Source organism: Streptomyces sp. NBC_00572, from assembly GCF_026341815.1.
GTDB lineage: Bacteria > Actinomycetota > Actinomycetes > Streptomycetales > Streptomycetaceae > Streptomyces.
Window position 1 is genome coordinate 234,505 of sequence record NZ_JAPENX010000003.1, and the last position, 11,791, is coordinate 246,295.

Below are 11,791 nucleotides of genomic sequence, written 5' to 3' on the forward strand. Positions count from 1 at the left end.
GAGAACAGTGGGAATCATCGTCGTCAGCGGTACGGGCACGGAGATCGGCAAGACCGTCGTCACGGCCGCCGTCGCCGCGATCGCCACGGCCGCCGGACGGTCGGTCGCCGTCCTGAAGCCCGCGCAGACCGGCGTCGGAGCGGACGAGCGCGGTGACGCGGACGAGGTCGTCCGGCTCTCGGGCGCCGTGGGCTCCGCCGAGCTGGGCCGTTTCCCGGAGCCGCTGGCCCCGGGGACCGCGGCCCGGCGGGCCGGGCTCGCCCCGGTCGGGCCCGCGGAGGTCGCCGAGGCCGCCGGGAAGCTGGCCGCCGAGTACGACCTGGTGCTCGTGGAGGGGGCGGGCGGGCTGCTCGTCCGCTTCGACGAGGACGGCGGCACGCTCGCGGACGCGGCGGCGCTGCTCGGCGCACCCGTCCTGGTGGTGGTCCCGGCCGGTCTGGGCACGCTCAACTCGACGACGCTCACGGCGGAGGCGCTGCGGGCGCGCGGGATCGAGCAGCTGGGCGTCGTGATCGGCAGCTGGCCGGACGCGCCGGACCTGGCGATGCGCTGCAACCTCGCGGACCTGCCGCAGGAGGCGGGCGCGCCGCTCCTCGGGGCCGTACCGGAGGGGTCGGGTTCGCTCGGCCCGGCGGAGTTCCGGGCGGCGGCGGGCGGCTGGCTGGGCCCGGTCCTGGGGGGTACGTGGGACGCGGAGGCGTTCCGGGAGCGGTTCCTGGAGCCGTACGCGGGAGCTTCGTAGCGAGGGACGCGGGGGCCTCGTAACGAGGGACGCGGAGGTCTCCACTCCGTAGGCTGGGGGCATGCGCGCTCACGTTCAGGAGATCGTCTTCGACTGTGCCGATCCGGCCGCACTCGTCCGCTTCTGGGCCGGGCTGCTCGGCGGTGCTCCGGTCGACCGGAGCACCGACTGGTCGTACGTGGACCCGCCGGGGTTCGTCCGGCTCGCCTTCCAGCAGGTGCCGGAGGGCAAGTCGGTGAAGAACCGCGTCCATCTCGACCTGGAGGTCCTGGACCCGGTCGTGGCCGCCGACGAGGCCGTGACCGCGGGCGCGTCCCGGGTCGGCGACCTCGTCAAGGACGAGCAGGGCTCCTTCCAGGTCATGTGGGACCCGGAGGGCAACGAGTTCTGCTTCGTGACGGGCTGAGGAGGCTCCGATGACACCGCCGAGCTCTTCCCCGCCCCTGCCGCCCCGTGTCCACCATCCGCTGTTCGCCCGCTTCTATGCCTGGTTCAGTGTGTCCGCCGACGCCAAGGGCGGGCTCGGTGACCTACGGGAGGAGCTGCTCGCCGGGCTGTCCGGACGGGTGATCGAGATCGGGGCCGGCAACGGGCTGAACTTCGCGCACTACCCGGCCGGGGTCACCGAGGTGGTGGCCCTCGAACCGGAGTCCCGGCTCCGCCGGCTGGCCCAGGAGGCCGCGGTCCTGGCCCCGGTCCCGGTGACGGTCCTCCCGGACACGGCCGAGGCGCTGCCGTTCGAGGACGCGTCCTTCGACGGGGCGGTGGCCTCGCTCGTCCTGTGTACGGTACGGAATCTCCCGCAGGCCCTCGCCGAGCTGCACCGGGTGCTTCGTCCCGGCGCCGAGCTGCGCTTCTTCGAGCACGGTATGGCGGACACGCCCGGCCTCGCGCGGGTGCAGCGGGGTCTCGACCGGACGGTCTGGCCGCTGCTGTTCGGCGGCTGCCACACCTCCCGGGCCCCGCTCGCGGCGATCGAGGCGGCCGGATTCGCCCTGGGCCCGTACCGCTCGTTCGACGTTCCCGAGAAGGGCCCGCGGCTGCCGTCCTCCCCTTGTGTGCTCGGCGCGGCCCGCCGGTAGCGCCGCCCTCCCGCAGACCGTCCCACGTACCGGAAGTCCTGGCGACGACTCGGCCCGCGTGATGGGATCCGATCATGATCGATCTGCAGATACGTGCCGCCACCCCCGACGACGCCGAGGCCGTGCTGGCCTTCTGGAAGGAGTCCGCCAAGGGGACGTCGATCTCGGACGACGTGAACGGGGTGACCCGGCTCGTCGAGCGCGACCCCGAGGCGCTGCTCCTCGCCTTGGCCGACGGCCTGGTCGTCGGGTCCGTGATCGCGGGCTGGGACGGCTGGCGCGCCCACGTCTACCGGCTCGCCGTGCTGCCGTCCCACCGTCGGCGTGGCATCTCCACCGCCCTTCTGCGAGCGGCCGAGAATCGTTTCGTCGCGCTCGGCGGGCGGCGTGCGGACGCCATGGTCCTGGAGGCGAACGAGACGGGACAGGGGCTGTGGACGGCGGCCGGGTACGGGCGCGAGGACCACTGGCGCCGCTGGGTGAAGCCGCTCACCGGCTGAGCCACGAACGAAGCCCCGAACCGGGCCGTGGTGACCGGACCCCGGACCGGCCACCACACCGTTTTGCCGATCCTTTACCATGGTCTCTCATCCAGACGACCCGACGACCGAAAGGTGTGAGCGTCCGCCCATGGGCGAGCCTCCCAGTAGTACCGATTTCCGTACTGCTTCCGAAAGCACCGGCTCCGACAGCCGACATCGAGCATTCCCCCTCCCCCTGACTGATCATGGGACGGAGGTGAACCGATGACCGAAGTGCTTCTGCTCCTCCTGGCGCTCCTCCTCTCCGTCGCGTGCGGTGCCTTCGTCGCGGCCGAGTTCTCGCTGACCACGGTCGAGCGCCGCGAGCTCGAAGACGCCGTGGAGCGTGGCGAGCGCGGTGCGGCGGGAGCACTCAAGGCCGTCAGGTCGCTGACCTTCCAGCTCTCCGGCGCCCAGCTGGGCATCACCGTCACCAATCTGGTCGTCGGCATGCTGGCCGAGCCCTCGATCTCCAAGCTCATCCGGGGCCCGCTCGAAGACCTCGGCCTCTCCTCCTCCGTCGCCTCGTCCGTGGCGCTGGTCCTGGGCACCGCCCTGTCGACCGTCGTCCTGATGGTGGTCGGCGAGCTGGTCCCCAAGAACTGGGCGATCTCCTCGCCCCTCGCGGTCGCGAAGGTGGTCGCCACCCCGCAGCGGGTGTTCACCGCCGCCTTCAAGCCGCTGATCAGCCATCTCAACAACACCGCGAACCGGATCCTGCGCCGCCTCGGCATGGAGCCGACCGAGGAGCTGGCGTCCGCGCGCTCCCCGCAGGAGCTGGTGGCACTCGCCCGACACTCCGCGAAGGAAGGCGCCCTGGAAGCGGACACGGCCGAGCTGTTCGTCCGCACCCTCAATCTCGCGGAGCTGACCGCCGAGAACGTGATGACGCCCCGCGTACAGGTCACCGCCCTGGAAGTGCAGGCCACCGCCGAGGACGTCGCCAACGCGACCCGCGCGACCGGCCTGTCCCGCTTCCCCGTCTACCGGGGCAACCTGGACTCGGTCGTCGGCATCGCGCACATCAAGGACGTCCTCGCCATACCGGCCGAGGAGCGGCCCCACCGCCGGATCGGCGAGCTGCTGCGCGAGCCGCTGCTCGTCCCCGAGACGCTGACCGTGGACCGACTCCTGGACCGGCTGTCCGGGAAGCAGACGATGGCCGTCGTCATCGACGAGTACGGCGGTACCGCCGGGGTCGCCACCCTGGAGGACATCGTCGAGGAGGTCGTCGGCGAGGTGCGCGACGAGCACGACCCGCACGAGACGCCGGACCTGGCGCGGGCGGGCGAGGACGCGGACGGGCGTGAGCTCTGGTCCGCCGACGGCGCGGCCCGTACCGACCAGTTGGAGGCGATCGGCCTCCGGGTGCCGGACGGCCCGTACGAGACGCTCGCGGGCTTCGTCGCCCATGAGCTGGGCCGTATCCCGGCCGTCGGCGACAGCGTGGAGCCGGCCGGCTGGCGGCTCGACGTCGTGGACGCCTCGGGCCGGCGCGCCGCGCGCGTACTGCTCCACGCGCCCCTGACGCACGAGCACCAGGACAAGACCGGGGAGGCCGGCCGATGATCGTCATCCAGCTGTTGATCGGCTTCCTGACCCTGGTCGTCAACGCCTTCTTCGTCGGCGCCGAGTTCGCCCTGATCTCGGTGCGCCGCAGCCAGATCGAGCCGCTGGCCGAGGAAGGGGACCGGCGGGCGCGCAGCGTCATCTGGGGCCTCGAACACGTCTCCGCGCTGCTCGCCGCGGCGCAGCTCGGCATCACGCTCTGCACCCTGGTGCTCGGCATCGTCGCCGAGCCGGCCATCGCGCACCTGCTGGAGCCGGTCTTCGACGCGGTCGGCGTGCCGCACGGCCTGGTCCACCCGATCTCGTTCGTGATCGCGCTGAGCGTGGCCACGTACCTGCACATGCTGCTGGGCGAGATGGTGCCGAAGAACATCGCGCTCGCCGAGCCGACGCGCACGGCGCTGCTGCTCGGCCCGCCGCTCGTGAGCTTCGCGCGGGCGCTGCGGCCGGTGATCTTCACGATCAACGCCTTCGCCAACGCACTGCTCAGGCTGCTGCGGGTGGAGGTCAAGGACGAGGTCGCGGCGACCTTCTCGGACGACGAGCTGGCCCGCATGGTCACCGACGCAGGCGACGCCGGACTTCTGGACGACCGGGCCGCCGAGCGGCTGCACGACGCCCTGGAACTGGGCCGACGTCCCGTACGGGATGTCGTGATGCCGGCGGAGAAGGTGGTGTACGCACAGGTCGGCACCACTCCCGAGGAGTTGGAGGCGCTGGCGGCACGGACGGGCTACTCGCGTTTCCCGGTGGTCGACGAGGAGCGCCGGATCCTGGGCTATCTGCACGTCAAGGACGCCCTGGACGTCTCCCCGCGCGACGAGCCGTTCCCGGTGTCCGCGCTGCGGCCGATCGCCCGGGTCCGGGCGGCCACGCCGCTGGACGACGTCCTGACGGCGATGCGCCGCAGCCGGACGCACCTGGCGGCGGTCCTCGACGAGGACGACAAACCGGCCGGACTCGTGACGATGGAGGACGTGCTGCGGGAGCTGGTCGGCCGCCCGACGGCGCCGTAGCACCGGGTGACGCACGGGAGGGCCCCGGGAACGCGACGTTCCCGGGGCCCTCCCGCGTCCGGGCTCCGGCGGAACGTTGCGCATACCGCACGGTATGATCGCTCCGCCATGGAGATCAATGCCACGTACAACAGTTTCGTCGCCCTCGGCGACAGCTTCACCGAAGGCATGTCGGACCGGAAGCCCGACGGTTCCTACCGGGGCTGGGCCGACGTCCTCGCGGACCGGCTGGCCGCCCGCACGCCCGACTTCCGGTACGCCAACCTCGCCGTACGCGGCAAGCTCATCGGCCAGATCGTCGAGGAGCAGGTCGACACGGCCGCCGCGATGAAGGCCGACGTCGTGACACTCGTCGGCGGGCTCAACGACACCCTGCGGCCCAAGGTCGACATGGGACGGGTGCGCGGGCTGCTCACCGAGGCCGTCGAGAAGCTCGTGCCCTCCTGCGGGCAGCTGGTCCTGATGCGCAGCCCCGGCCGGAACGGGCCGGTCCTGGAGCGCTTCCGCCCCCGGATGGAGGAGCTCTTCACGCACGTCGACGAGCTCGCCGCGCGGCACGGGGCCCTGGTCGTCGACCTGTACAGCGCCCCCTCGCTCGCCGACCCCCGGCTGTGGGACGTCGACCGGCTCCACCTCACCGCCGATGGGCACCGCCGGGTCGCCGAGGCCGTGTGGCAGACGCTCGGTCTGGCGCCCGAGGAGGACTGGCGGACGCCGCCGCCCCCGACCCCGCAGCCGGGCTGGGCGAGCCGCCGGGTGGCGGACGCCCGCTTCGCCAGGGAGCACCTGGGACCGTGGATCGGGCGGCGCCTCACGGGTCGCTCGTCGGGCGACGGCCGCGCGCCCAAGCGCCCGGAGCTGCTGCCGTACGAGCCGTCGACGGAGCCGTAGGCCCGGCGGGCACGGCTCGGGAGCGGCGCCCGTGAGCTGCGTCTCGTAGCAAGCTCCAGGTCGGACCGTGGCGCTGGCCTGCAGAAACCGCCAGTAGAATCTGTCCACGTGACTGCTGTGACTGCGAAGCCCCGTATCCCCAACGTCCTGGCCGGCCGCTACGCCTCCGCGGAGCTCGCCGTCCTCTGGTCCCCCGAGCAGAAGGTGAAGCTGGAGCGTCAGCTCTGGCTCGCCGTGCTGCGTGCGCAGAAGGACCTCGGGATCGAGGTTCCGGACGCCGCGCTCGCCGACTACGAGCGCGTGCTCGACCAGGTCGACCTCGGCTCGATCGCCGAGCGCGAGAAGGTCACCCGGCACGACGTGAAGGCCCGGATCGAGGAGTTCAACGCCCTCGCCGGTCACGAGCACGTCCACAAGGGCATGACCTCGCGCGACCTCACCGAGAACGTCGAGCAGCTGCAGATCCGGCTCTCCCTGGAGCTGATGCGGGACCGTACGGTCGCCGTCCTCGGCCGCCTCGGCAAGCTGTCCGCCGAGTACGCGGAGCTGGTCATGGCCGGCCGCTCGCACAACGTCGCCGCCCAGGCCACCACCCTCGGCAAGCGTTTCGCGACCGCCGCGGACGAGCTGCTCGTGGCGTACGCCCGCCTGGAGGAGCTGCTCGGCCGCTACCCGCTGCGCGGCATCAAGGGCCCGGTCGGCACCGCCCAGGACATGCTGGACCTGCTCGGCGGCGACGCCGGCAAGCTGGCCGACCTGGAGCAGCGGATCGCCGGTCACCTCGGCTTCGCCCACGCCTTCACCTCGGTCGGCCAGGTCTACCCGCGCTCGCTGGACTACGACGTGGTCACCTCGCTGGTGCAGCTGGCCGCCGCCCCCTCGTCGATCGCCAAGACGATCCGTCTGATGGCGGGCCACGAGCTGGTCACCGAGGGCTTCAAGCCCGGCCAGGTCGGCTCCTCCGCGATGCCGCACAAGATGAACACCCGCTCCTGCGAGCGCGTCAACGGCCTCATGGTCATCCTGCGCGGCTACGCGTCGATGACCGGCGAGCTGGCCGGCGACCAGTGGAACGAGGGCGACGTGTCCTGCTCCGTGGTCCGCCGGGTCGCGCTGCCCGACGCGTTCTTCGCGCTCGACGGTCTCCTGGAGACCTTCCTCACCGTGCTCGACGAGTTCGGCGCCTTCCCCGCCGTCGTCGCCCGCGAGCTCGACCGCTACCTGCCCTTCCTGGCGACCACCAAGGTCCTCATGGGCGCCGTGCGCGCCGGGGTCGGCCGCGAGGTCGCCCACGAGGCCATCAAGGAGAACGCCGTCGCCTCCGCCCTCGCGATGCGCGAGCAGGGCGCCGAGCGCAACGAGCTGCTCGACAAGCTGGCTGCCGACGAGCGGATCCCGCTGGACCGGGCGCAGCTCGACGAGCTGATGGCGGACAAGCTGTCCTTCACCGGCGCCGCCGCCGACCAGGTCGCGTCCGTGGTCTCCCGTATCGAGGAGATCCTCAAGCAGCACCCCGAGGCCGCCGCCTACGCCCCCGGCGCGATCCTCTGACCGGGACTCCCCGGTTCACCAAGGAGCAGCTGGAGGCCGCCCGCGACCGCGTCGTTCCCGACGTGGTGGCGGGCGGCCTTTCGGTGCTGTTCTGCGGGATCAACCCGGGTCTCATGACCGCGGCGACGGGCTTTCACTTCGCCCGTCCCGGCAACCGGTTCTGGCCGGTGCTCCATCTGTCCGGGTTCACCCCACGGCAGCTGCGGCCGGACGAGCAGGAGGAGCTCCTGTCGCACGGTCTCGGGATCACGAACGTGGTGGCGCGGGCGACCGCGCGGGCCGACGAACTGACACGTGAGGAGTACCGCGAGGGCGGGCGGATCCTGACCGGGAAGGTGGAGCGGCTCGCGCCCCGCTGGCTCGCGGTCGTCGGTGTGACCGCGTACCGCACGGCGTTCGGCGAGCCCAAGGCGGCCATCGGGCCGCAGGAGCGCATGATCGGATCCACCCGGGTCTGGGCGCTGCCCAACCCGAGCGGCCTGAACGCGCACTGGACCGCGGCGACGATGGCCGAGGAGTACGCCCGCCTCCGAGAGGCCGCGCAGGCTCCCTGAGGAGGCTGGGGCGTCACCCAGGCCCTGGACTCACCGTCCCTCGGGCGGTTCCACCGTGGTGGCCACGGCGAGAAGCTGGAACGGCAGCTCCGTGTCCCACTGGGAGACGCCGAGGCCGATCCAGTACCCGTCGACCCGCCACAGCCACAGCTCCGGGGTGTGGGCACTGAGCGACGCCCAGGGCTCGAGTATCGGCTCCCCGTCCAGGCTCCTCTCCAGGACGGGCCCCAGGTCGAGATCCCGGGGCGGGCCCCAGCGCGCGGTGAGCAGGGCGGCGAGCCCGTCCCGTTCCGCTTGGTACTGGTCCTCGACGATCTCGCGGCGCGTGCCGTCGTCCTCCCAGAACTCCTCGCTCGTCGCGAGCTCCGCCAGGTGGAAGTCCGGTCCGCCGTCGAACCCCCGGGCCCGAAGCACGTCGATCGCCGCCAGTTGGCCTGCCGTGGTCATGAACCCAGTAAAGCCCCCACCACTGACAGTTGGCGCCGCGTCAGGAACGGCGGACCGACGGCGGCGGGCCCCGGGCCGGGGGCGGATCCGGTGCGTGGTGGGGGCGGCACTCGCCGCGACCGTGCCCATTGAGTACCATCCGCCGAAGAGGTGCACGAGCTGGGAGGACACACTGTGGGGCGGCTGACCGGCGGGGATCCGTCTCTGCTGCGGCGGATCAACTCCGCGGTGGTACTCCATGCGCTGCGTGGCGCCGACGCGCCCACGCTCACGGACCTGACCCGGATCACGGGCCTCTCACGGCCCACGGTCGAAGGGGTCGTCGAGGGACTCATGGAGGGCGGTCTCGTCGTCGAGGCGGCGCCCGAGGAGGGCGAGGCCCGACGGCAGGGGCGTCCGGCGCGGAGGTTCCGCTTCCGCGCGGAGGCCGGTCATCTGCTCGGCATCGAGATCGGCCCGCACCGGGTCGCCGCGCTGCTCTCCGGTCTGGACGGGCGCATCATCGGCGCCGGGTCGCGCGAGGTGTCGGAGACGGCGCCCGAGGACGAGCGCCTCGACCGGGTGCGTACGGTCGTCGCCGACGTGCTGCGCAGGGCCGGGGTCGCCCGGTCCAATCTGCGGGCGGTCGGCGTCGGCACCCCCGGCATCGTGGAGGCCGACGGAACGGTCCGCCTCGGTACGGCGCTGCCGGGCTGGACGGGTCTCGCGCTCGGCGAGCGGCTGCGGCGCTCCTTCAAGTGCCCGGTGATCGTGGAGAACGACGCGAACGCGGCGGCCGTCGCCGAGCACTGGAAGGGTGCCGCGACCGACTCCGACGACATCGTCTTCGTACTGGCCGGGCTGAGCCCGGGCGCTGGTTCGCTGATCGGCGGCCGGCTGCACCGCGGCTTCGGCGGCGCGGCCGGGGAGATCGGCGCCCTGCACCTGCTCGGCCGGGGCGTGACCCCCGAGCATCTGCTGTCGACGACGGACGAGCCGCTGCACCCGCTGGACGAGCAGGCGGTCGCCGAGGTGTTCGCGCTGGCCCGGAAGGGCGACGCGCGCGCGGAGGCGGCGGTGGAGCGGTTCATCCAGCGGCTCGTGCACGACGTGGCGGCCCTGGTGCTCGCGATCGACCCCGAGCTGGTGGTCGTCGGCGGCTGGGCGGCCGGCCTGGACGGCGTGCTCCAGCCGCTCCGGGAGGAGCTGGCCCGGTTCTGTCTGCGGCCGCCGCGGGTGGTGCTGTCCCTGCTCGGCGAGGCCGCCGTGGGGACGGGTGCGCTGCGGCTCGCCCTCGACCACGTCGAGGAGCAGCTGTTCGCGGTCGACGGCACGGTGACGGCCCGCCGCTAGGGGGTGTCTTGGGGATTCCCTCGCGACGGGCCGTCGGCCGGTGTTCGGTGTTCGTGGGAGGGGCGCTACGAGGCCATCACCAGGTCGACCGAGTCGCCGAAGGTGAGGCGGCAGGTGTCGGCGCGGTAGGTGGCCACGGAGACGGCGGCGGTACGCCCTCCGGAGAGGTAGCGGGTCGTCACGACGAGCACGGGCGCACCCGGCAGCCGGTCGAGCTCCTTGGCGTCGTCGGCGCGGGCGGAGCCGAGCTCCACGGAGCGGTCCTGGCCGTCGAGGGCGAGGTGCTGGAGTTCGCGGAGCACGGCACGGGCGCGGGCGGCCCCGGCGGGCGCGTCGATGGCGCTGAGGCCCGGGACGGAGCCGGCGGGCACGTACAGCAGCTCGGCGGCGACCGGCTGGCCCTGGCTGACGCGGATGCGGCGGACGATGTGCACCCGCTCCTCGGCGCCGCTCTCCAGGACGCGCGCGACGGCGGCCGGGGCCACGTCGGCGGCGGAGTCCAGGGACTGCCAGGCCTCGTCCCCGACCCCCGGCCAGGCGTGCTGGGTGGTGGAGACGTCGACGCCGACGCGCGGCGGGGCGACCGTGGTGCCGACGCCGCGACGGCGCTGTAGACGGCCTTCCAGCTCCAGCTGCTCCAGGGCCTGGCGGAGCGTGGCACGGGCGACGCCGAAGCGTGCCGCCAGCTCGCGCTCGTTGGGGAGGATCTCCCCGACCGCGAAGTCCGAGTCGAGTGCTTCGCCGATCACTGTCTTGAGGTGCTGGTACTTCGGCTCCGGTACCGATGCCAGCTGCGTGGTCCCCACCCTGATCCTCCGCAATTCGCCGTGTCCCGCGGCGTTTTTCCGCGCCCTTGTTTATTAAAGGTTCCTGCACTAACTCTGCGACCATAAGGCGAGCCAATCCCTTGGTCAAGACCAATCCTCTGTCGAACGCCCCTGAATGTGACCCTCTGACCTAGATCGTTCACAGGACGTTCGCATCCCCGTGAGCCCCGCGCAGCGAAAAACCCCGCCTCCCGGGGTGGGAGGCGGGGCAAGTTCCGGCCGATCGGCGTGATCGGTTCGGTCGAGGCGGTCCTTCGGACCTCAGAGGGCCGCGGCGTCGGCGAGGCCCTGGAGCTTGTCGGGGTTGCGGATGATGTAGACGCACTGGACGCGCCCGTCGAGCACCTCGATCTGGAAGACGGAGTCCGGCTTTCCGTCGGCGAGGGCGAGGAGGGCGGGGGCGCCGTTGAGTTCGACGAAGCGGAACTCGAACCGCTCGTCGGCACCTTGGGCGGTGGCGTGGAGGAAGCGGCCGACCTTGTCGGCGCTGTCGATGATCCGCAGCGGCGCCTTGGACTTGCCGCCGCTGTCGCCGACGAGCCGTACGTCCGGGGCGAGCAGGGCGAGCAGGCCGGCGAGGTCGCCGCCCGCCGCGGCGGAGAGGAAGCGCTCGGTGAGGTCGCGGCGCTCGGTCGGGTCGACGTCGTAGCGCGGCTTGCCCTCGTCGACGTGGCGGCGGGCGCGCCCGGCGAGCTGGCGTACGGCCGCCTCGGAGCGGTCCAGCGCCGTGGCGATCTCCCCGTACGGGAAGCCGAAGGCCTCGCGCAGCACGAAGACGGCCCGCTCCAGCGGGGAGAGGGATTCGAGGACGACGAGGACCGCGAGCGAGACGGAGTCGGCGAGCAGGGCACGCTCGGCCGTGTCGGGCGCGGTCGGTCCGAAGTCGGTGACCACGGGCTCGGGCAGCCAGGGGCCGACGTAGGACTCGCGGCGCGCCTGGGCCTGCCGGAGGCGGTCGATGGCGAGCCGTGTCGTGATCCGTACGAGGAAGGCGCGGGGCTCGCGGACCTTGGCACGGTCCTCGGCGGTCCAGCGCAGCCAGGCCTCCTGGACGACGTCCTCGGCGTCGGCCGCGCGGCCGAGCATCCGGTAGGCGACGCCGAGGAGCATCGAGCGGTGCTCCTCGAAGAGTTCGGTCAGGGTGTCGGTCGCAATGTCAGGCACCTGTCCATCCCAGCCCACGTTCGGCTGTCTGTCCAGTTTCGGCCGGGGGTCTTGAACTCCAGGCTACTGATCGGTAATTCTCACTGACAGGACGT

13 protein-coding genes are annotated in these 11,791 nt (G+C 72.5%); 10 read left to right on the forward strand and 3 right to left on the reverse strand.

Going from position 1 to position 11,791, the window contains the following annotated elements:
• The first annotated feature begins 7 nt into the window (after positions 1 to 7).
• From bioD to mug, 9 genes are all read left to right on the forward strand, one after another.
• Entirely contained in the window at positions 8 to 742 is a 735-nt protein-coding gene (gene bioD, locus OG514_RS37760; RefSeq protein WP_266902745.1) for a dethiobiotin synthase, read from the forward strand.
• A gap of 61 nt (positions 743 to 803) precedes the next feature.
• Positions 804 to 1,148, forward strand: coding sequence for a VOC family protein (locus tag OG514_RS37765; RefSeq protein ID WP_266902747.1), 345 nt, complete (start codon positions 804 to 806; stop codon positions 1,146 to 1,148).
• A 10-nt stretch (positions 1,149 to 1,158) separates the two neighbouring features.
• Complete coding sequence (locus tag OG514_RS37770) at positions 1,159 to 1,824, forward strand: class I SAM-dependent methyltransferase (RefSeq protein WP_266902749.1); 666 nt, start codon at positions 1,159 to 1,161, stop codon at positions 1,822 to 1,824.
• Between the two features lie 74 nt (positions 1,825 to 1,898).
• Positions 1,899 to 2,324: a GNAT family N-acetyltransferase gene (locus tag OG514_RS37775; protein ID WP_266902751.1), complete on the forward strand. Its 426-nt coding sequence runs from the start codon at positions 1,899 to 1,901 to the stop codon at positions 2,322 to 2,324.
• A gap of 246 nt (positions 2,325 to 2,570) precedes the next feature.
• A complete protein-coding gene (locus OG514_RS37780; protein ID WP_266902753.1) occupies positions 2,571 to 3,914 on the forward strand; it encodes a hemolysin family protein in 1,344 nt (447 codons plus the stop codon).
• Complete coding sequence (locus OG514_RS37785) at positions 3,911 to 4,930, forward strand: hemolysin family protein (RefSeq protein WP_266902755.1); 1,020 nt, start codon at positions 3,911 to 3,913, stop codon at positions 4,928 to 4,930. Before OG514_RS37780 ends, OG514_RS37785 begins: the two co-directional genes overlap by 4 nt.
• 108 nt (positions 4,931 to 5,038) lie before the next feature.
• The gene (locus OG514_RS37790) at positions 5,039 to 5,821 is read left to right on the forward strand and encodes an SGNH/GDSL hydrolase family protein (protein WP_266902757.1); all 783 of its coding nucleotides are present in this window, start codon (positions 5,039 to 5,041) and stop codon (positions 5,819 to 5,821) included.
• A 108-nt stretch (positions 5,822 to 5,929) separates the two neighbouring features.
• Entirely contained in the window at positions 5,930 to 7,372 is a 1,443-nt protein-coding gene (gene purB, locus OG514_RS37795) for an adenylosuccinate lyase (protein WP_266902759.1), read from the forward strand.
• 62 nt (positions 7,373 to 7,434) lie between these two features.
• A complete protein-coding gene (mug, locus tag OG514_RS37800; RefSeq protein WP_266902761.1) occupies positions 7,435 to 7,926 on the forward strand; it encodes a G/U mismatch-specific DNA glycosylase in 492 nt (163 codons plus the stop codon).
• Between the two features lie 30 nt (positions 7,927 to 7,956).
• Here the strand turns inward: mug and OG514_RS37805 are convergent, their stop codons facing one another.
• Positions 7,957 to 8,373: a hypothetical protein gene (locus tag OG514_RS37805; protein WP_266902763.1), complete on the reverse strand. Its 417-nt coding sequence runs from the start codon at positions 8,371 to 8,373 to the stop codon at positions 7,957 to 7,959.
• A gap of 174 nt (positions 8,374 to 8,547) precedes the next feature.
• On the opposite strand from OG514_RS37805, the gene OG514_RS37810 reads away from it, so the two are divergent.
• Positions 8,548 to 9,705 (forward strand): ROK family transcriptional regulator, encoded by a 1,158-nt coding sequence (locus tag OG514_RS37810; protein WP_266902765.1) that lies wholly within the window; start codon positions 8,548 to 8,550, stop codon positions 9,703 to 9,705.
• Between the two features lie 65 nt (positions 9,706 to 9,770).
• On the opposite strand, the gene OG514_RS37815 is transcribed toward OG514_RS37810, so the two are convergent.
• Together OG514_RS37815 and OG514_RS37820 are read right to left on the reverse strand one after the other, a co-directional pair.
• Positions 9,771 to 10,511: a GntR family transcriptional regulator gene (locus OG514_RS37815; protein ID WP_266902767.1), complete on the reverse strand. Its 741-nt coding sequence runs from the start codon at positions 10,509 to 10,511 to the stop codon at positions 9,771 to 9,773.
• Between the two features lie 282 nt (positions 10,512 to 10,793).
• Complete coding sequence (locus OG514_RS37820) at positions 10,794 to 11,687, reverse strand: RNA polymerase sigma-70 factor (RefSeq protein ID WP_266903089.1); 894 nt, start codon at positions 11,685 to 11,687, stop codon at positions 10,794 to 10,796.
• Positions 11,688 to 11,791 lie beyond the last annotated feature (104 nt).

Coding starts and splice junctions, on each gene's coding strand:
- OG514_RS37765 (WP_266902747.1), top strand. CDS start 804: ATGCGCGCTCACGTTCAGGAGATCGTCTTCGACTGTGCCGATCCGGCC.
- OG514_RS37785 (WP_266902755.1), top strand. CDS start 3,911: ATGATCGTCATCCAGCTGTTGATCGGCTTCCTGACCCTGGTCGTCAAC.
- OG514_RS37805 (WP_266902763.1), bottom strand. CDS start 8,373: ATGACCACGGCAGGCCAACTGGCGGCGATCGACGTGCTTCGGGCCCGG.
- OG514_RS37790 (WP_266902757.1), top strand. CDS start 5,039: ATGGAGATCAATGCCACGTACAACAGTTTCGTCGCCCTCGGCGACAGC.
- OG514_RS37770 (WP_266902749.1), top strand. CDS start 1,159: ATGACACCGCCGAGCTCTTCCCCGCCCCTGCCGCCCCGTGTCCACCAT.
- OG514_RS37780 (WP_266902753.1), top strand. CDS start 2,571: ATGACCGAAGTGCTTCTGCTCCTCCTGGCGCTCCTCCTCTCCGTCGCG.
- OG514_RS37775 (WP_266902751.1), top strand. CDS start 1,899: ATGATCGATCTGCAGATACGTGCCGCCACCCCCGACGACGCCGAGGCC.